The 20,702-nt window shown below is 38.2% G+C and carries 20 protein-coding genes; 13 read left to right on the top strand and 7 right to left on the bottom strand.

Annotation, left to right across the window (positions count from 1 at the left end; all coding sequences use genetic code 11):
- Positions 1 to 18: 18 nt before the first annotated feature.
- Both ccmB and ccmA read right to left on the bottom strand, forming a co-directional pair.
- Complete coding sequence (gene ccmB, locus A1D18_RS01745; RefSeq protein ID WP_071662102.1) at positions 19 to 708, bottom strand: heme exporter protein CcmB; 690 nt, start codon at positions 706 to 708, stop codon at positions 19 to 21.
- A gap of 8 nt (positions 709 to 716) precedes the next feature.
- Positions 717 to 1,346, bottom strand: coding sequence for a cytochrome c biogenesis heme-transporting ATPase CcmA (ccmA, locus tag A1D18_RS01740; protein ID WP_071662101.1), 630 nt, complete (start codon positions 1,344 to 1,346; stop codon positions 717 to 719).
- A 161-nt stretch (positions 1,347 to 1,507) separates the two neighbouring features.
- Between ccmA and sohB the strand changes: the two genes are divergently transcribed.
- From sohB to rlmH, 8 genes are all read left to right on the top strand, one after another.
- Positions 1,508 to 2,512 (top strand): protease SohB, encoded by a 1,005-nt coding sequence (gene sohB / locus A1D18_RS01735; protein ID WP_071662100.1) that lies wholly within the window; start codon positions 1,508 to 1,510, stop codon positions 2,510 to 2,512.
- Between the two features lie 61 nt (positions 2,513 to 2,573).
- Positions 2,574 to 4,088 carry an apolipoprotein N-acyltransferase gene (gene lnt, locus A1D18_RS01730; protein ID WP_071662099.1) on the top strand — a complete coding sequence of 505 codons (1,515 nt, stop codon included), beginning with the start codon at positions 2,574 to 2,576 and terminating at the stop codon, positions 4,086 to 4,088.
- A 273-nt stretch (positions 4,089 to 4,361) separates the two neighbouring features.
- Positions 4,362 to 6,866 (top strand): leucine--tRNA ligase, encoded by a 2,505-nt coding sequence (leuS, locus tag A1D18_RS01725; RefSeq protein WP_071662098.1) that lies wholly within the window; start codon positions 4,362 to 4,364, stop codon positions 6,864 to 6,866.
- A gap of 54 nt (positions 6,867 to 6,920) precedes the next feature.
- Entirely contained in the window at positions 6,921 to 7,451 is a 531-nt protein-coding gene (locus A1D18_RS01720; RefSeq protein WP_071662097.1) for an LPS-assembly lipoprotein LptE, read from the top strand.
- 4 nt (positions 7,452 to 7,455) lie between these two features.
- Complete coding sequence (holA, locus tag A1D18_RS01715) at positions 7,456 to 8,568, top strand: DNA polymerase III subunit delta (protein ID WP_071662096.1); 1,113 nt, start codon at positions 7,456 to 7,458, stop codon at positions 8,566 to 8,568.
- Entirely contained in the window at positions 8,565 to 9,191 is a 627-nt protein-coding gene (nadD, locus tag A1D18_RS01710) for a nicotinate-nucleotide adenylyltransferase (protein ID WP_071662095.1), read from the top strand. The genes holA and nadD overlap by 4 nt, the downstream gene beginning before the upstream one ends.
- Positions 9,188 to 9,523 carry a ribosome silencing factor gene (gene rsfS / locus A1D18_RS01705; protein ID WP_071662094.1) on the top strand — a complete coding sequence of 112 codons (336 nt, stop codon included), beginning with the start codon at positions 9,188 to 9,190 and terminating at the stop codon, positions 9,521 to 9,523. The genes nadD and rsfS overlap by 4 nt, the downstream gene beginning before the upstream one ends.
- Positions 9,524 to 9,529: 6 nt before the next feature.
- On the top strand, positions 9,530 to 10,000 hold the full coding sequence (rlmH, locus tag A1D18_RS01700) for a 23S rRNA (pseudouridine(1915)-N(3))-methyltransferase RlmH (protein ID WP_071662093.1): 471 nt from the start codon (positions 9,530 to 9,532) through the stop codon (positions 9,998 to 10,000).
- 44 nt (positions 10,001 to 10,044) lie between these two features.
- Here rlmH and A1D18_RS01695 read toward each other — a convergent pair whose 3' ends face one another.
- The 5 genes from A1D18_RS01695 to glyA all read right to left on the bottom strand — a co-directional run bounded on the left by A1D18_RS01695 (position 10,045) and on the right by glyA (position 13,814).
- Positions 10,045 to 10,527, bottom strand: coding sequence for a phosphatidylglycerophosphatase A family protein (locus tag A1D18_RS01695; RefSeq protein ID WP_071662092.1), 483 nt, complete (start codon positions 10,525 to 10,527; stop codon positions 10,045 to 10,047).
- Between the two features lie 82 nt (positions 10,528 to 10,609).
- Positions 10,610 to 11,584 (bottom strand): thiamine-phosphate kinase, encoded by a 975-nt coding sequence (gene thiL / locus A1D18_RS01690; RefSeq protein WP_071662091.1) that lies wholly within the window; start codon positions 11,582 to 11,584, stop codon positions 10,610 to 10,612.
- 18 nt (positions 11,585 to 11,602) lie between these two features.
- Positions 11,603 to 12,049: a transcription antitermination factor NusB gene (gene nusB / locus A1D18_RS01685; RefSeq protein WP_071662090.1), complete on the bottom strand. Its 447-nt coding sequence runs from the start codon at positions 12,047 to 12,049 to the stop codon at positions 11,603 to 11,605.
- Positions 12,024 to 12,524, bottom strand: coding sequence for a transcriptional regulator NrdR (nrdR, locus tag A1D18_RS01680; protein ID WP_071662089.1), 501 nt, complete (start codon positions 12,522 to 12,524; stop codon positions 12,024 to 12,026). The genes nusB and nrdR overlap by 26 nt, the downstream gene beginning before the upstream one ends.
- 30 nt (positions 12,525 to 12,554) lie before the next feature.
- Positions 12,555 to 13,814, bottom strand: coding sequence for a serine hydroxymethyltransferase (gene glyA / locus A1D18_RS01675; protein ID WP_071662088.1), 1,260 nt, complete (start codon positions 13,812 to 13,814; stop codon positions 12,555 to 12,557).
- A gap of 292 nt (positions 13,815 to 14,106) precedes the next feature.
- Between glyA and ettA the strand changes: the two genes are divergently transcribed.
- The 5 genes from ettA (at position 14,107) to mutL (ending at position 20,693) form a co-directional block, all read left to right on the top strand.
- Positions 14,107 to 15,786 carry an energy-dependent translational throttle protein EttA gene (gene ettA, locus A1D18_RS01670; RefSeq protein WP_071662087.1) on the top strand — a complete coding sequence of 560 codons (1,680 nt, stop codon included), beginning with the start codon at positions 14,107 to 14,109 and terminating at the stop codon, positions 15,784 to 15,786.
- A gap of 44 nt (positions 15,787 to 15,830) precedes the next feature.
- Positions 15,831 to 16,313: a tRNA (adenosine(37)-N6)-threonylcarbamoyltransferase complex ATPase subunit type 1 TsaE gene (tsaE, locus tag A1D18_RS01665; protein ID WP_071662086.1), complete on the top strand. Its 483-nt coding sequence runs from the start codon at positions 15,831 to 15,833 to the stop codon at positions 16,311 to 16,313.
- 140 nt (positions 16,314 to 16,453) lie between these two features.
- On the top strand, positions 16,454 to 17,515 hold the full coding sequence (locus tag A1D18_RS01660) for a bifunctional glycosyltransferase family 2/GtrA family protein (protein WP_071662085.1): 1,062 nt from the start codon (positions 16,454 to 16,456) through the stop codon (positions 17,513 to 17,515).
- Positions 17,516 to 17,600: 85 nt separating this feature from the next.
- Positions 17,601 to 18,791 (top strand): protein kinase domain-containing protein, encoded by a 1,191-nt coding sequence (locus A1D18_RS01655; RefSeq protein WP_071662084.1) that lies wholly within the window; start codon positions 17,601 to 17,603, stop codon positions 18,789 to 18,791.
- A gap of 48 nt (positions 18,792 to 18,839) precedes the next feature.
- Positions 18,840 to 20,693, top strand: coding sequence for a DNA mismatch repair endonuclease MutL (mutL, locus tag A1D18_RS01650; RefSeq protein ID WP_071662083.1), 1,854 nt, complete (start codon positions 18,840 to 18,842; stop codon positions 20,691 to 20,693).
- Positions 20,694 to 20,702: the final 9 nt, after the last annotated feature.

Here is a 20,702-nt window from a genome sequence, read left to right as displayed (position 1 = left end):
AAGCAACCTCGAAATGTATTATGTAAAAGCAATCCCTAAACGCAGTATTTTATTAATAACTAACGGAGATAAACTCATGCTTAGAATCATTAACACGCCTAACCAAGCTAACGGTCCATTCGCAGGTAATCCCATACTTGCTAAGGCAACCGCACTGCTCGCAAAAATTAATACGGGAATGTAAAAAGGGATGATGATCAATACTATCAATAACTCACTATGACGAAGCCCTAAAGTTAAAGCTCGTGCAATACCACCCAGAAATATTAAGGTTGGGGTGCCGAATAAGATAGTAAAGTAGAGCGTTTTTAAAGCCATGACCGGAATAAATAAGCTTAGACTCAAAATTGGCGTCACGAGAAATAAAGAAACACTAATCACTAACCAAAATACTAATAACTTAACAAATATGACTAAAGTCAGTTCATTCGGCAACAAAATGAGCTGTTCCAAATCGCCTTCCTTCCAATCATTTCGAAAAAGCTGATCTAACATTAATAATACCAAAAATAAGATGATTACCCAAAAAATCCCCGAGGATATTTTTTCTAATAAAATTGGATCAGTGCTTATGCTTAAAGGAAATAAAATAATGACTAAAATTAAAAATAATAACGGGTATAATAGCTCTTGATAACTACGAAGAATAGCGATTAACTCACAACGTAAATTGATTAGTAGCTTGAAAAAAAAGTTATCATTTAACATTACTTACCCTATAAAAAAATTTTTTTTATTTCCGAATGCAATGAATAGACCGATGAATGACTGGTAAAAACAATGACTCCTCCTCTAGCACTTTGTTTTTCCATTAAAGATGACAATAAGGTAATACCTTGTTTATCTAAAGAAGTAAACGGTTCATCCAAGATCCAACAATCTGCTTTAATCAATAACAATTTAGCTAAACTCAAACGTCGTTGTTGACCTATGGAAAGTTGCGTTAATAAGGTTTCTGTACAGTGTCTTAAATTTAATTGATCCAATATCTGATGAATGTCATGGATTGCTTTGCGTTTAGATTGGTGGCGAATTAAATTTCGCCTCGTCAGACATAAATAAAGATTTTCAATCAAATTGAGCGTGGATTTCATGCCTAGGCGGTGGTTAACATAGAGTAAATTTTCAGTAAAATTTATACTATTTTTCTTAATTGAAAGACCATTCCACATCACTTTTCCTGTTAAAGGAATACGTAATCCAGTTAATATCTCCAATAAAGTCGTTTTACCTGAACCATTTGCGCCAACAATATGCAATGTCTGTCCTTGGCAAAGTTGAAACGTGAGTTGTTTAAACAGGATCCGTTTACTCCGTTCATAAGAAAGTCCATCGACTGTTAACACATTCTTTATTCCTTGATAAAATGATGGGCTCTATCCCGTTTCATCCAATAATTTTCTATTATTTATGTCATCACTTGCCTATTTAGCTAAGTCCTGTTGTATACATAACAGGGCGTACGCTATATTATTCCTTTTTTCCACTACTTAAAAGGCCAACCAGCATGTCATTTCTTCTTCAATATGTGGTTTTCCTAGCGAAACTTTTTACGTTGGGGCTAGCTATTTTAGTAATAACTGCCGGAGTTTTTTCTATTGCGCGCAAAGCTAAAGAACACAATAAAAATAAACTCTGTGTTAAAAAACTTAATAAAAAATTTCAAGAATTTGCTGAAACCTTAAATTCAGAAATTCTGAATAAGAAAGAACTCCGAAAATATGTCAAAGAACAAAAAATTAAATTAAAAAAGACTGCTAAATTATCAAAAAAGCGGGTTTTTGTCTTAAATTTTCAAGGCGACATCAAAGCAACTGCCGTTAATAATCTACGTGAAGAAATCACTGCGCTCATCCAAGTCGCTACACCGCAAGATGAAGTGGTATTGCGATTAGAAAGCGGCGGGGGAATGGTGGCTCCTTATGGATTAGCGGCTTCACAGTTACAACGTTTAAAAGATAAGCGCATTCCTCTGACCGTGACAATAGATAAAATAGCCGCGAGTGGCGGATATCTAATGGCCTGCGTTGGTGATAAAATCTTGGCGGCTCCGTTTGCGATTATTGGTTCGATTGGCGTCGTGGCACAACTTCCTAATTTCCATCGCTTTTTAAAAAAAAGAGATATTGATTTCGAATTATTAACCGCTGGCGAATATAAACGTACGCTCACGATTTTTGGGGAAAACACACCAAAAGCACGTGAAAAAACCCAAACGGACCTAGAAGAAATCCATCACCTTTTTAAAGCCTTTATTCAAGCAAATCGAAAACAAGTCGATATGGCCGAAGTCGCTACGGGAGCCCATTGGCTTGCAAAAGATGCATTAGCGCTCAATCTAGTCGACGAACTCATAACCAGTGATGATTATTTAAGTCTACTGGCAGGAAGCGATAAAGCAGAAATTTATGAGTGCCAGTATTTAACTAAAAAATCAGTGTCCGAAAAATTAAGTAGTAATATACAATCTGCTCTAAGTAAATTAATGTGGTTTAAAACGACTGATCATTGAAAATGAAACCACACTATTTCATTAAAATCGAGCTTCTTACTTCTCTTGCCTATGCAATTTTATGACCTATTATAAAGAAATAAGCGCGCTCATTGTTGGCGGTTTGCTAGCCTTCGCTTTTGCCCCCCTGGGTATTTATCCTTTAGCTATTTTCTCTCCTGCTTTATTGTTCTTACTCTGGCTAAATAGTTCAGCCCAACGGGCTTTCATTTTAGGGTTACTTTTTGGTATTGGTTTTTATGGTGTTGGCGTCTCATGGGTATTTATTAGTATTCATGAATTTGGCCATACTTCTCTTTTTTTAGCCTCGTTAATTACTGGCTTATTTATTTTTATATTAGCTTTATTCACTGCTATCCAAGGTTTTTTAGTCAACCGTTTTTATCCTAGTAACACGCTCATGAAGCTTTATTTAATATTTCCTAGCTCTTGGGCATTAACCGAATGGGTACGTAGCTGGATATTTACCGGATTTCCTTGGTTATTACTAGGAACCAGTCAAGTAAACACACCGCTGAGTGGTTATGCACCCCTCTTTGGAGTCTATGGGTTGACTTTTCTAGTCGCTTTGACGGCAAGTTTATTTCTAAATGTATTCTGCCCTCTTTTAAACAAATATTTTAATTGTCAGTTAGATCTTAAAAATTTTCATTATTACCGACCCTTATTTGCAGTACTAGGCTTATGGGTCCTAGGATATCTCTTACATTTTATCTCTTGGACACATATCCAGGGAAAACCCATTCAAATCAGTCTGGTGCAAGCGAATATTCCCCAAGAAATAAAATGGGAGCCTGCGTATCAAAAAGCCTCCTTAATACATTATCAACAATTAACGCAAGCACACTGGAATAGCCGACTCATCATTTGGCCAGAAGCCGCTATTCCTCTATTACAAAATCAAGCAGAACCCTTTTTAAAACAGCTCGATCGGCAAGCTAAACAACATAAAACGACGCTGATTACAGGGATACCCATCCAAAAAGGCTTCCAATACTACAATGGTATGCTAGCCTTAGGCCTGGATCATGCGACCTATTATAAACAACGACTGGTTATTTTTGGTGAATATCTCCCTTGGTGGATCCTCTGGGCTCATGGACTATTAAATTTATTAGATATTCCCATGTCGAGTTTTTCGCCTGGGCCCAATAATCAGCCTATATTTAGGGTAGCTAATGTTAATTTAGGTACTTTTATTTGTTACGAAATTGCTTATTCCCACTTAGTTCGACAAGCCTTGAAAAAAAATGCTCAGTTACTATTAACCATTAATGATGACGCCTGGTTCGGCCATTCTTTTGCCTTAGCTCAGCATCTACAAATTGGTCAATTCCAAGCCTTGGCCACCGGGCGTTATTTAGCTTTTTTAAGCAACACCGGCCTAACCGCCATTGTCACACCTAAAGGCAAAATTATAGCGAAACTTCCTCCCTTCGAGACCGGCGTGCTCACCAGTTCGGTTTATAAAAGTGTTGGTTTTACACCCTGGGTTTATCTGGGTGATGGTTCGATTAGTATCTTTTTAGTAGGATTAAGTCTCTTATGTTACGCTTATCGAAAAGATCAAACTTAGCCATTTATCCTTCCGTTAACTCAGGCTATTATAGACTCACATCGTATCCAAACGGCTATCATAATAAAAATTGGAAATGGGTATATAATCAATAACTATTTTTAATCTATTCAAATTAAGAGTACTTTAGAAATGGGGCCTATACTCACCATTGGATTTTTGGCAAGTGCCGCGACGCGCAATCGACGTGTAATCCGCATGAGATTGCGAATTGAGCAGCAAGAGGCAAAAATTCAAGTCGAAGAGTATAACTAAAACAAGGTATCTAGCCACATGCAAGAACAATATCAACCATTAGCACTTGAAGCGGACATCCAAAAATTTTGGGAAGAACACCAGTGTTTCAAAGTCACTGAAGATCTCAATAAAGAAAAATTTTATTGTTTATCTATGTTTCCCTATCCTAGTGGTCATTTACACGTCGGTCATGTCCGTAATTATGTATTGGGCGATGTCATTGCCCGTTACCAAAGAATGTTAGGTAAAAATGTTCTACACCCGATAGGTTGGGATGCTTTTGGTTTACCCGCTGAAAATGCAGCGATTGAAAAAGGGATACCGCCGGCGAAATGGACTTATACCAACATTGAACATATGTCCAAACAATTTAAACAGCTCGGCTTAAGTTTTGACTGGAGTCGAGAAATTACGACTTGTAAACCGGATTATTATCGATGGGAGCAATGGCTTTTTATCCAATTACTTAAAAATGGTTTGGTCTATAAAAAAAATGCTTTTGTGAATTGGGATCCTATTGATAAAACCGTATTAGCAAATGAACAAGTAATTGATGGTCGTGGCTGGCGTTCCGGTGCGCTCATAGAGCGTAAAGAAATTCCACAATGGTTTTTAAAAATCACCGCCTACGCTGATGAATTATTAAACGATCTCGATACTTTAGAAGCATGGCCTGATGAAGTCAAAACCATGCAACGCAATTGGATAGGTCGATCCCAAGGTTTAACTATTCAATTTAAAGTCAATCATCCTGAATTAGATCCGATTGAAATTTTTACTACGCGTCCTGATACTTTATTTGGAGCTACTTTTATCGCACTTTCCCCCAATCATCCGATTACACACTTTGTCGCTCAACATGATCCAAAACTGCGAGATATCATTGCCAGCTTTCAACAAATACCCACCTCAGAAGAAGTGACTGCACATTTAGAAAAAAAAGGTTTTAGTACCGGTCTCACCGCGTATAATCCTCTCACCAAGGAAAACGTACCGATATGGATAGCCAATTTTGTCAAAACTGACTATGGCTCAGGAGCCATCATGGGAGTGCCTGCGCACGATGAACGTGACTTTGAGTTCGCCAAGAAATATCATTTACCGATACGCCCCGTCATTCAATCTACTCAACCGCATGATTATCAGTCCGCTCCCCTTAGTATGAATACGGGAACATTAATTAATTCGGGTCTCTATACGGGATTAAGTGCCGAGCTAGCGTCTGTCACGATCGCAAAACGGCTCATTAAAGAAAAAATAGCGAAGCATACGACCAATTATCGACTTCGTGATTGGGGTGTTTCACGCCAGCGTTATTGGGGAACACCCATCCCTATTATTTATTGCCCGACTTGTGGTGTCGTTCCCGTCCCAGAAGAAGATTTACCCGTTATCCTCCCCGAAACAATAAACTTTAATGGCGAGGGCTCTCCTTTAAAAAATATTCCTGAGTTTTATCAAACTAGCTGTCCTACTTGCAAACAACCCGCTACCCGAGAAACAGATACTTTAGATACATTCGTCGAATCTTCTTGGTATTACGCGCGCTTTGCTTGTCCTACACAGAACAGAGCTATGTTAGATGATCGATCAAAATATTGGACGCCTGTTGATCATTACATTGGTGGTATTGAACATGCCGTATTACATTTACTCTATGCCCGATTTTTTCATAAAGTATTACGTGATTTAGGTCTACTGAATTCTAATGAACCTTTTACGCGCCTGCTGACACAAGGCATGGTACTTAAAGACGGTGCAAAAATGTCTAAATCTAAAGGCAACACGGTTGATCCAGCCAAACTCATGTCGCAATATGGAGCAGATACTTTACGATTATTTATTCTATTCGCTGCGCCTCCTGAGCAATCTTTAGAATGGTCTGATGCAGGTGTTGAAGGTGCTTACCGGTTTTTAAAACGTTTGTGGGCGTTAGCCTATAGCAACCCTTGGATATTAGAACTCAACGAAACACATAAACATAGCCTCACACCTCCCATCGATTGGACAAAAACTCCTAATGAGCATCGTAATTTACGCCGACAAGTCCATGAAATTTTGCAACTTGCACGCCATGATTTTGAACGACAACAGTTTAATACGGTGATAGCCAGCTGCATGAAGCTTTTGAATACGCTACAAACAGCCAGCCAACTATTAAGCGGATCATCGACTGATGAAGATGCTCAGCACACACTTAAACATATTATATGGCAAGGTTTAAGCATACTATTGCGCTTATTAGCGCCCATCGTTCCTCATATAACACATGCTTTATGGAAAGAACTTAATTTTTCCGGTTTAATTGGCAAAGCACATTGGCCAAAAGTGGCAGCTGATGCCTTAACAGCAGAAAAAATTGATTGGGTAGTACAGGTGAATGGTAAATTACGTGCACAATTATCGCTCGATATGCACTATAATGACGAAACACTGAAGGCGATTATTCTCAATGACCCCATGATCAAACGCTATACTGAAAATCAAACGATTAAAAAAATTATTATCGTCCCCAAAAAATTAGTTAATATTGTAATTTAAAATGAAAGCACTTCAAGACGCTTGCTCACCGCTTAAAGTGCAAAGAGTCTATATATGATAACTCGTTGCTATCCATTTTTATTTAGTCTTTTTCTAAGCTTCATGCTAACGGCTTGTGGCTTTCAATTAAGAGGCCATGAATTTTCGTTACCTTTTCGTACACTTTCTTTGGAATCTAACCAACCCTATAGTCATTTCACCAAAGAATTACAAAAAGCATTAGCAGCGGCGGGAGTCAATATCTTACTCGCAACTCCGACATCTCCCCGCTTACAAATTCTTGCACAAAATTTTACTCGCACAGCTACCAGCCTAGGAAATGCCGGACAAACAACCACCTATTTACTTGTTTATAGTATTTTATTTCAGATAATCGATTGCAAAGGCCATGTTTTATTAGCTCCACAACAAATCCGCGCCACACGGACATTTTCGATTACATCCAATCAACTTGCCGGTGACCTCAACACGGAAAATGATTTACTAGAAAATATGCAACAAGATGTCATTCAACAACTTTTAATTCGTTTAGCTTCCCCAGAATTACACCAGCAACTTCGTTGCAACACTTGTCCTCAGCAATAATCTTATGCAATGTCGTTATGAACAATTACATCAGCAATTAAATAATCCTGTTTTAGCGCCGATTTATTTGATCTTCGGCGAAGAAATAGTATTAATTCAAGCCGCCTGCCATGCCATTCGTTTAACGGCAAAAAAAGCGGGCTTTACGGATCGACAAGTATTTTATGCCGACAAACTATTTAATAGTTCTTCGCTGATGGATTGTATGAATAACTATGGGTTATTTTCAGAAAAACAACTCCTTGAATTACATCTATCACAAGGTTTTTCTGAAACCGTAACACAAACGCTGACACTTTATGCAAAAAACCCACCTCACAATAAACTTTTGCTCATAATAGCCGGGAAGCTGGATCGTCGTTTACAGCAAACCGCTTGGTTTAAAAGTATTCATAACGTAGGTTTAGTCATTCCTATATGGCCTTTGCAAGCCTCACAATTATTTAAGTGGGTAACAGAGCGTTTTCATGCTCATGGCTTAAAAGTAGAAAAAGCGGCTATTGAATGTCTTATTTTTTCCACCGAAGGAAATTTATTAGCTACTGCGCAAACGATAGAGAAACTCAGTTTATATTTTGACACAAAAAATAACGTGATTACGACTGCCTTGTTGACGCAAGCACTCAGCGATAACGCACGATTTGATCCTTTCAAGCTGACCGATGCGGCATTAGCAGGAAACGCTGAACGTTGTTTACGCATTTTAGTGCATTTAAAAGAAGAAGGGATCGAACCTTTATTAATTTTATGGGCACTAAGCCGCGAATGCCGAATATTAGCTTCTTTGGCATTCGAACTTAAGCAAGGCAAAAATCTGCTCACACTTTTTAAAGAACAATCGATATGGGAAAAGCGCCAAATACTCTATCAACAAGCCTTAACACGCCACCCCATGACACAGTGGTATCGGCTGTTGCGCCTTGCCAGCCGCATTGATCAACTTATAAAAGGGATAGGCACAGGCTCTGTTTGGAATGCTTTACAAACACTCAGTCTTCACATTACGGAACCCAGTGACACTCACAGTAATTGGGCTTTTGGTAAGTATCACGAAAAAGATTGCGAATGGCATGGCAACACAAATAAAAAAATGAGAGCGAAGAGTAGCTTATTATGATAGGAATCTTAGGCGGCAGTTTTGATCCTATACATTATGGGCATTTACATATTGCACTCGCCTTATATCAACAGCTCCATTTGAGTGAAGTCCGTTTCATTCCTTGTAAAAATCCTGTTACTGACAAAAAAATAGTGGCGACTCAACAACAGCGATTAACTATGTTAGCACTGGCTTTACAGAATTATTCCTATTTTTCAGTTGACGAACGAGAATTACACAGAACCACTCCTTCCTATATGATAGAGACATTAGCTTCTCTACGTCTAGAATTGGGTAATACACCTTTGGGACTTATTTTAGGCTATGATAATTTAGCTCAATTGAATCATTGGCATCAATGGACATCCCTAATCGACTATGCACACTTATTAATTGTACCTAGACCTGATCATGCTGAATCCTATTCTAAGGAAATTCACGCTTTTGTTGAAAAGCACCATACACTGGATCCTTTTTTATTATCACAACAACCCGCTGGATTATTACTCATGACTCATGTACAAGCTTTATCTATCTCGGCTAGTTACATACGCAAAACGATTGCGAGTGGTCATTACCCTGTGGGTTTATTACCGGCTAGCGTCCTTGATTATATTTTGGAACAAAAGTTATACTTATGACACAACCCACTTTAAATAAAGATCTACAAACTGATCTAATAAGCTTATTAGAAGATCACAAAGCAAAAAACATCACTGTCCTCGATGTCAGTAAAATCACCGATATTACCGATCTCATGATCATTTGCACTGGAAATTCTAATCGACATGTTAAGACCTTAGCACAGTACCTCATTACAGCCGCCAAAGCTAAAAACATAACGATTTATGGTATAGAAGGTGAAAAAGAAGGGGAATGGATACTAATCGATTTAGTCGATGCCATTATCCATATCATGTTACCTCAAGAACGTGAATTTTATAATCTTGAAAAGTTATGGAGCCAACCGTAAGTAAACATGATCATTCATTTAATTGCCGTAGGAACTCGATGTACGGCATGGGCTGAAACAGGTTTTCAAGATTATCAGAAGCGTTTACCGGCGGAATGTAAACTTAATTTAATGACCATACCGCTTAGTAAACGTAATAAAAATTCTCCCATTTCGAAGCACATTGCCGAAGAAGAAAAAAAAATATTAGCGGCTATCCCGAGACGATCCCGTGTCATTGCTTTGGATGTCAAAGGACAAATGTGGAATACCCAACAACTGGCACAAGCTTTACAACAATGGCAGTTAGAAAGACGAGCGGTCAGTTTATTAATTGGCGGACCCGATGGTTTGGGGGACACCTGCCTAAACCAGGCTGAACGTATTTGGTCACTTTCGGCCTTAACACTCCCTCATGCACTGGTTCGAATTGTCGTGGCAGAACAATTGTATCGTGCTTGGAGTCTATTAAATGGACATCCTTATCACCGAGAGTAGAGTATATGCTTCGTACTCGAAATTTTGTCGGTGTTGCCCAATATTTAAAATAAATGAAAATGATATATTAATTGTAAAACTATCCAAGCGTACACACCGGCCATTAAATCATCGACCATGACACCTAATCCACCGGGCATTTTTCGATCGATCATTGCAATTGGCCAAGGTTTCACAATATCAAATAATCGAAATAAAACAAAACCTATCGCTATCCATAACCAACCTTTCGGAGCAGCAAACAAAGTCAATCCAAATCCACATATTTCGTCCCAAACTATCCCTGAATAATCATGAACCCCTATTCCTCGCTCTGTCACATCACAAATCCAAATGCCTAAGAGTATGGCAACTAACAAAACCAGTCCATAATGAATCAAAGATAAAGAGTGTATTAAATAATACAAAGGAATAGCCACCAATGTTCCACACGTACCTGGAGCAAAAGGCGATAATCCAGCACCAAAACCAAAAGCAATTAAGTAAATGGGATGGCTAAATACCTTACGGACTAAATCCTTTTGCATAATTTCTCTCATCACATTCAATAAAAAAAGATTATATACTGATTAGAAGCCAAGACGCGAACCGGAAAGCACGTATCAATAATTAAATAAAATGTTGAAATCCCGTTTTATCTATACTAAAAGTTGATCCATTTTTACCAAGTAATATTAACCCAGGTTTTTCTTTAATCGTCCCTATGCAGGTATAAGGCGTATTCAATGTGGCTAAATGGAGTTTCAACGCTCTTTCATGCGCTTCTGGCACAGTAAAGCATAACTCATAATCATCTCCTGAACCTAAAGCTAATTGCCATGCTCTTTCAGTTGGTAACGTTTGCACACTATCTGATAGAGGAAGTTTTTCTAGTTGAAGTATCGCCCCCACTTGATTGGCAGATAAGATATGACCTAAATCAGCCGCTAATCCATCTGACACATCAATAGCACTGCTGGCAACATCACGCAATGCAAGACCAATCTCGACGCGAGGTTCTGGTCGATTTAAACGCTGCATGACGGCAAAAATTTGAGAGGATGTTAATAATCCTAAGCCATCTTTTTTTTGTATGGCTTCTAACGCTAAGCCTGCGTCACCTAAGGTTCCGGTCAGATAAATGCGGTCACCTGCGCGTGCTCCGACGCGACCTAATGCTTTTCCCGGCGGAACAAACCCCAACGCTTGCACAGTAATGGTGAGTGGTCCTTGCGTCATATCTCCTCCCACGAGTTGCAACTGAAAATGTTGCATAAGGGAGAAAAAACCATCGGTAAATTTTTTAAGCCAGATTTCATCGGCATTAGGTAGCGTCAGTGCCAATAAAATCCATGCGGGCTTCGCAGCCATTGCGGCAAGATCACTTAAATTGACTGCTAATGATTTATATCCAATATCCTCAGGTGATGTATTTTCAGGGAAATGTCGACCTGACACTAATGTGTCGGTACTTACTACCAAATGTTGACCTAGTGGTACATCCAATAAAGCCGCATCATCACCTATCCCTAAAATAACATCGTTACGATTGCTCGTTCGACTAAAAAAACGTTGAATCAAATCAAATTCATTAAACAACATCATTAATTAAGTAAAAAATTATTAATCCTTGTACTCCAAAGGACGATTTTTTTTTGCGAGTAAATCTAAAATACCGTTAATATATTTATAGCTATCGGTGGCACCAAACATTTTTGCTAATTCGATAGATTCATTTAAAGCCACTTTATAAGGAACTTCCGCACATTCAAGTAATTCGTAAGCACCTAATCTCAAAATTGCCAATTCTACCAAATCTAATTCTTTCAGTGGGCGATCTAAACATTGCTGTAAATGACTATCTAATGATGCTTGCTCTTTCAAAACCCCTTGAACTAACAAAACAAAATAAGCGGTATCCACACTCACCATTTCTTCTTGAGCCAAAAATTTGGCTTGAATAGCAGAAAAATTTTCCTGCGTTAAATGCCATTGATAAATGGCTTGCATAGCAAAACGACGAGCACGTTGTTTTGACTTAAAATTATTTTTTTTCGATTTCAGTGTCATGAGAATGTTTTTTATTAGCGGAAATATCTTGTTTTAATTGTTCAATTGCCTGGTTAAATGCCTGGATATCTTGAAAGCTGCGGTACACTGAGGCAAATCGCACATAAGCCACAGGATCTAAATCACACAGCTCTTCCATAACCCATTCACCTATTTGTCGCGAAGAAATTTCACGTTCTCCCAAAGAACGTAATTTTTTCATTAAGCGTAGAATGACCGTCTCCACTTGCTCACTGGAAATGGGTCTTTTTTCTAGGGCTTTAAGCATACCCGCCCTGAGTTTTTCTTGATCAAATGCACTTCGTGTATTATCACGCTTAACCACCCGAGGTAACCCTAACTCCGCCGATTCAAAACTACTAAAGCGTTCGTTACATTGTAAACACTCGCGACGACGTCTTACCTGCTGGCCATCACTACTCAGACGAGAGTCGATCACTTTAGTATCTGCTTCATTACAAAAAGGACAATACATCATTGAATCTCTAGAAGGACATTTCTGAGGTTACACGGAGTATACTGGAAATTGCCGGCATAGTGCCATGACTTGTTTTCTGACCTTTTCAACTGTCGCTGGATCTTTTAGATTATCGAGGACATCACAAACCCAATGTGCGACGTCTCGGGCCTCATTTTCTCTTAAACCGCGCGTAGTCATTGCCGGTGTACCTATTCGTAAACCACTGGTTATAAATGGTTTACAAGGATCATTAGGAAGCATATTTTTATTTAAAGTAATATAAGCTTTTTCTAAGATACCTTCTGCTTCTTTACCTGTAATTTTTTTAGCGATCATATCGATTAAAAAAAGGTGATTATCCGTTCCGCCTGAAACAATTTTATATCCTCTTTCCAACATGACCTGAACCATAGCCTTCGCATTATCAATAACCTGCTGCTGGTAAATTTTAAAACGAGGGTCTAACGCTTCTTTAAATGCTACCGCTTTTGCAGCAATAACATGCATCAAAGGTCCACCTTGCTGACCTGGAAATACGGCTGAATTTAATTTCTTTTCGATCTCAGGATTTGAACGCGCTAAAATTAAGCCCCCTCTAGGCCCACGTAAGGTCTTATGGGTAGTACTAGTTACCACATCAGCGATGGGAATCGGTGATGGATAGAGACCCGCTGCCACCAAGCCGGCCACATGTGCCATATCCACCAAAAAATAAGCCCCCACTTCATCCGCAATATCTCTAAATCGTTGCCAATCCACCACCCGTGAATAAGACGAAAACCCAGCAATAATTAATTTGGGTTTATGTTTCTTTGCTAAGGCTTCAACTTCTGAATAATCAATCAATTGCGTATCTTGTGTAACACCATAAGCAAAGGACTGATATATTTTTCCTGAAAAACTGACTTTTGCTCCATGTGTTAAATGACCGCCATGAGCTAAACTCATCCCCAACAAACAATCGCCTGGTTCTAACAAAGCCATATAAGCGGATGCATTCGCTTGCGAGCCCGAATGTGTTTGCACATTCGCATAATCCGCTTTAAATAACTCCTTTGCTCTATCCATCGCTAATTGTTCGACGAGATCAATGTATTCACAGCCACCATAATAGCGTTTAGCAGGATAACCTTCTGCATATTTATTGGTTAAAACAGATCCCTGTGCTTGTAATACGAGTGGACTGGCATAGTTTTCTGACGCGATTAATTCCAAATGATCTTCTTGACGTTGAGCTTCTTTGTTCATTGCAGACCATAAATCAGGATCAAAGTCGCTAATAGTTTCTTGTAGTGAATAAGGCATGATTATTTAACCCCACATTGAAAACAAAAAAATTAATAGTTAAGCTAACTTTGGCTTATATTACCCTTTTTAACAATGAATCAAAAGCTCGTTTCTACTTCCTGTCTCATGTCGTATCCGTTAAAAATAAATAGAAAAATTACTGTTCATTTCCAAGCAGCATCTACTTGTTATACTAACAATTTGAGCTAAAAAGAAAAAAGTTAAATCTGATCACTCGTTAAAAAATCTAGCTAGTTTTAGCTATTATTGCTAGTATTCTTTCTTTTCAAATAATTCATTCATTCGATTTATGTCAGAACAATATATTTATACTATGCAGGCAGTGAGTAAAATCGTTGCCCCAAAAAAAGAAATCCTAAAAGACATTTGGCTCTCTTTTTATCACGGAGCAAAAATTGGAGTCTTAGGGCTTAATGGTGCGGGTAAATCGACTTTACTACGCATTTTAGCCGGTATTGATAAAGATTTTGTGGGTGAAGCCCGACCATTACCTGGAGTCAACATTGGGTATTTACCTCAAGAACCCCAATTAGACCCGCTTAAAGATGTCCGTGGCAATGTGGAAGAAGCGATCGCAGAGACTAAAAAATTGCTGGATCGATTTAACGAAATCAGTATGAAATTTGCCGAGCCGATGAGTGACTCGGCCATGAATCAGCTCTTTACAGAGCAAGGAGAGCTACAAACCCAGATTGATGCGCAAGGTGGATGGGAATTAGAGCGTAAATTAAGTATCGCCGCAGATGCACTGGGTTTACCGCCATGGGATGCAAACGTCACTCAACTTTCCGGAGGAGAGCGCCGTCGTGTAGCCTTGTGCCGGCTGTTATTATCAAACCCCGATATCTTGTTACTCGACGAGCCCACTAACCACTTAGATGCACAAAGTGTGGCATGGCTAGAACGTTTTTTACATGATTATCCTGGCACAGTGATAGCCGTTACACATGATCGCTATTTTTTAGATAATGTAGCGGGCTGGATTTTGGAGCTTGATAGAGGTCATGGAATCCCTTATGAAGGAAATTATTCTTCTTGGTTAGAGCAAAAACAACAGCGCCTGGCTCAAGAAGGAAGGCAACAAGCAGCGCATGAAAAAAGTTTAAAAGCGGAATTAGAGTGGGTGCGAACCAATCCAAAAGGACGACAAGCAAAAAGCAAAGCCCGGTTAGCGCGCTTTGAAGAGCTTAGTTCACAAGAATTTCAAAAACGAGCCGAAACTCAAACGCTTTATATCCCTCCCGGACTACGTTTAGGCGACTCGGTATTGGAATTTGATCATCTCACTAAAGGCTTTAATGGACGAATATTAATTGATAATTTCAGCTTTACGGTGCCTAAAGGCGCTATAGTCGGTATTATCGGCCCAAATGGTGCTGGAAAATCTACTTTATTTAAACTCATCATGCAACAAGAACATCCGGATAGCGGACAAATACATCAAGGTGCTTCTGTGCAATTGGCTTATATTGATCAAAGTCGCGATTCACTCAATCCGGATCATACCGTATGGCAGGAAATATCCGACGGGCTGGATATCATGACAATTAACCAATTTCAAATGCCCTCTCGATCCTATGTCGGGCGCTTTAACTTTAAAGGTTCCGACCAACAAAAATTAATAAAAAATCTATCGGGTGGCGAACGTAACCGTGTCCATTTAGCCAAATTATTGCGTGCGGGAGGAAATGTTTTACTCCTGGATGAACCCACCAATGATTTGGACGTGGAAACTTTGCGCGCCTTAGAAGAAGCATTATTAAGCTTTCCCGGTTGTATATTGGTCATTTCTCACGATCGTTGGTTTTTAGATAGAATAGCGACTCATATCTTGGCATTTCAAGAAGACAAACAGATTGATTGTTTTACGGGTAATTTTACCGAGTATGAAATGGATCGTTTAAAGCGTTTAGGTATTAACGAGCCTCCAGCTAAGCAGAAAATAAAATACAAAAAATTAATCGATTAACCTAAACTTTTTGAGGATTCATTGATTTCTGATAATTGTAATCTATGTTAGTCACTTTGCTTAAAACCGAAAAAGAAACAACGCAAGTAGTCCAAAAATTTGCTGAATGTTGCCCTGAAAATAAAAGACTGATCATTTTTTTAAACGGTGAGTTAGGTGCAGGCAAAACATTCTTTGCTCGTGCTTTTATAAAAAGCTTAGGCTATCCCGGTTTAGTAAAAAGCCCGACATATACCTTGATGGAAACGTATGAGGTAGCGCATTTTTGGATTTATCATCTCGACCTCTATCGTTTACAATCGGCTAACGAAATATTCGACATGGGTCTTTGTGATGAATTTGACCATACGGGTATTTGGCTAATCGAATGGCCTGAACGTGCTTTAGCCTTTTTACCTAAGCCGGATATTGTGTGTCAAATTGACATAATCGGAACCCACCGACAAATACAATTCTTTGCCAAAAACCACGAAGGGTCACAAATCTTACATCTATTCAATCAATGCTTAAATAATAATGAGCACTAAGAAACAAAGTATGCTAATGACCGTTTTTATATCAAATATCAAAGCGTCATGGGCGTGAGATCCAATCTTTGTAACCTCCTGATAAAAGTCAATCTTATTAAGGACTAGTCTCCTCTATTCCTTTTCCTTATACTCAAGCTATGCTAACGGACTCTTATCCAACTATTCTTATCCCTGCTTACCAGCCTAACGATAATCTGGTAGCACTCATAAAATCTTTACGTGACAAACAGCCGCAGCAGAGAATTATTGTTGTTGACGATGGATCGGACGTTGATAAACAAGTCATTTTTTCAAAAATTCAAACTTTTAATATCGAACTTCTTCGCCATACAAAAAATAAAGGGAAAGGTCAGGCGCTTAAAACAGGATTTCAACATTGGTTAGCCACTAGCCATTCTAAAGAATTAGGCATTGTAACGGCTGATGCGGATGGTCAACATCTTCCTCAAGATATTCTACATCTGTCCACCGTTTTTATGCAAAGTCCTTCTGATCTCTATTTAGGCAAACGTACATTTAATCAAACACCGATTCCCTGGCGTAGCCGATTCGGTAATAAACTTACCAAATACATTTTACGCCTTTTTAGCAAAACCATCTTAGAGGATACACAAACGGGTTTGCGCGTCATTCCACGAAAACTCTTATTACCCTTATTAAATTCGAACGCCCGAGGCTATGAATTCGAGTTGGAAATGCTATTAATTGCTGAAGAACATCAAGTCAATATTCAAGAAATTCCTATAAAAACAGTCTATTTAGATGATAATCGTTCATCGCATTTTAATCCTTTGATTGACTCAATCAAAATTTATTTTGTGTTTATTCGCTTTGCTGCGATATCCTTAATTTCCGCCGCTATTGATTTTGCATTATTTTTCTTAACTTACTGGCTTAAAAAAAATATATTTTTAGCGGTATTATTGGGACGCATTTTATCGGCCACTTTCAATTTCAAATTGAATCAACATCTTGCTTTTAAAAGCAAAAATCACTGGCTGCCCGCTGCGTTGAAATATACGGCCTTAGCCTGTTTTTTAGGACTTATTGCCTACAGTTTAATTACATTAATCCATGATTTTGGAATAAATGTCTATAGCAGTAAAATTATTGCAGAAATTGCATTATTTATTCTTTCATTTACTATACAACGTTTTTTTATTTTCAATAAAGTTCCCACATTGGAAAGCAAATATTAATTTGGATAGTTTATTTTAATTTAAATTTAAAGCTTCCAAAATTTTAATTTTAGCGTTAGCAATACAATAAAAAGGTTATAAAACGATGTATCGTCATAAAAAAAACCCCTATTTAACATTATCTGATTTAACTCAACAGTCAGGAACCGAGGATCCCACTTCATGGGTTTCCGAACAAAACATTGCAATTATTCGACATGGAAAACTTTACCTACCTGATAATACTGCTCCTACTGCATTAGTTCAAAAGAAAGAAAAAAAATCAACAGCCTCTGAAATAAAAATTTATCGACTGATTGCCTCTAATAAACAATCTGAAAAAAAAGCAATTTTACAACCCATTTTTAATCGCCTGAACGGATCTTCTCTATTTTTCCCATTAATATCTGGTGGAAATTTAGATTTATCACAGTATTTTTTGTTTGAACAATTTAAAGAAAAAAGAATCATAGCGGCCTCATGGTTAATGAAACAGCTATTTTTGTTGCTGGAGGCATTGCATCATCTACATACTGAAACATTTGTACTTGAGGGTCGTGTATTTAAAGGAATCATCCATGGTGACATTAAACCTAGTAATATTTTAATAAATGAACTCGGTAATCTCGTATTGGCCGATTTTGACTGCGCTTATCCTGCAGCTGAGCCTGCGTGTCAGTTGGGTAGTTTGCGTTATATGGCTCCTGAATTATTTTCCAATTTGAATTTTACGCTAACACCCTTTTTAAATATCGATAAATCGGATATTTGGTCACTGGGAATTACACTCTATCGACTATTAAATAATAAATTTCCTAATTTCTTTCATAGTTTTAATTACAATCAAAAAAATTCTGCCCATCATTTTTTTCAAGAAAAAATATTCGATAAAAATACTCCTTGTATACTTTTTGAAGATAATATCAGCAGCTTTATTGACTTAAAACAATGGGGAGAAAATTATTCTTCATCTTTTATAGCAAAAAAGGCGAGAGAAAGTCTTAAGATTTTACAGCATCATAAAGAAAAAAATATAGCTCACCTTACTCTATCGGATATTTTAAGTCATTTATCTACCGCTATGTTAGGTTCAATAGACGATCGTCCTAATACAAAGGAACTCTTAACGCTGATGCACGCATTACAAAAACATTTTAGCCCCTTTAATGATAAGGAATCTCAAGAATTTATTAACGAATTGCTTAGTCATTCCTCATTGAATACAGAAACCTGTGTCAATAAAAATTTAAACCCTTCTGCAGCAAAACTTAAGAATAAAACTCGATCATTCAGCTAATGCCCATAATTTGTTAGAATTAGCTTCTTTTCTTAACTGTATGAAATTATGTCAGGTCGTATCCAACACCTATCACCTCATCTAGCCAATCAGATTGCAGCCGGGGAAGTGATTGAACGACCTGCGTCGATCGTAAAAGAGCTAGTCGAAAATAGTCTAGATGCGGATAGCCAACAAATTAATATCGATATTGATAAAGGAGGGATTCAACGTATTCGTGTTCGTGATAATGGTCATGGTATACACAAAGATGATTTAATTTTGGCATTAGACCGACATGCCACGAGCAAAATTAACACGTTCAATGATTTAGAACGGATCAACACACTCGGATTCCGTGGTGAAGCCTTAGCCAGCATTAGTTCTATTGCTCGTCTCAACTTAAGTTCCTCGACAGAAACAACACAACAAGGCTGGAAAATTACTTGCGATTATTATCAGGAATACCCTTTAGCTCCTGTTCCTATCGCTCATGCGCAAGGAACGACCGTAGAAATTCACGATCTTTTTTTTAACACGCCAGCGAGACGCAAATTTTTAAAGTCTGAAACCACTGAATTTGGGCATATAGAAAACTTAGTAAAACGTTTAAGTCTCAGTCATTTTTCCATAGAATTTAATCTGCATCACAATAAACAACTCATTTACCAACTTCACCCTGCCTACGACGAAATGGCGAAAGAAAAACGTATTGCCACCTTATGCAGTCGTTCATTTGTTGAAAATGCTATTTATATTGATATGCAGAGTATGGATTTACGTTTATGGGGCTGGATTTCATTACCCACTTTTTCCCGTAAACAAAGCGATTTACAATATTTTTATGTTAACCAACGTATGGTAAAAGATAAGTTAATCAATCATGCGGTGAAGCAAGCTTATCAAGACGTCCTGTATAATGGTCGTCACCCCGCTTTTACCCTATTTATCGAAATCGATCCTTATGCCGTCGATGTCAATGCACATCCTGCTAAATATGAAGTTCGTTTCCGTGAGAGTCGCTTGGTCTATGATTTTGTGAAACAAAGTCTACAAAAAGCGTTAGCCAGCACACGTCCTAAACTACAAACGATCCACTCAATACCTCTCGCAACTCAATTATCGGCTGAAATAAATGAGAAAATCACTGATATCTCTCCTGAAGTGACTCCTCCTCAACAAAGTAGCTTACCTCTGCAGGCTGCAGCAGATTCTACAAGCCATCACACTAAGACTGAAACTAATGCTTGTCTTTCACTTCAAGAACAGAACAAATTATTAGCTGAAAAAAAATCGACTCTGCCATTAGCAGAAAAACCAACAGAAAATGAGGTCTGTGATCCCCCCTTAGGTTTTGCCTTAGCACAACTGCATGGTATCTATCTCTTGGCCGAAAATTCACACGGCTTAATTTTGGTGGATATTCATGCGGCACACGAACGGATACTGTATGAACGTTTAAAACAAGACCTACAAAATACTGGAATAAAAACTCAGCTTTTATTAATTCCAATCTGTTTAACACTGTCTCAGCAAGAACTTCAGCTATTAGATGAATACATGAGTCTATTTACACAATTTGGGTTTAAACTTGAAAACTTGGGCCCTGAAACCGTTGTTATTCGCCAAATCCCTGAACTTTTAGCAGAAAATAATATAGAGCAATTAGTGCAAGATGTTTTGAGTGATTTAATTCAGCATGCTCACAGTCAACACCTCCCTGAAAAAATAAATGAATTACTTTCTCGCATCGCTTGTCATAGTGCTGTACGTGCACACCGCAAGATGACACGGATTGAAATGAATCAACTACTCCGTGATATGGAACAAACTTCGCGTAGTAATCAATGTAACCATGGTCGACCCACCTGGAAACAGTTGTCTTTAGCTGATATTGACCGGTTTTTTCTACGTGGACGTTAAACCTGTTAT

It is taken from the genome of Candidatus Rickettsiella isopodorum (genome assembly GCF_001881495.1).
GTDB lineage: Bacteria > Pseudomonadota > Gammaproteobacteria > Diplorickettsiales > Diplorickettsiaceae > Aquirickettsiella > Aquirickettsiella isopodorum.
The sequence above is the reverse complement of the archived record's forward strand: the minus strand, read 5'-3'. Positions and strand labels throughout refer to the sequence as shown.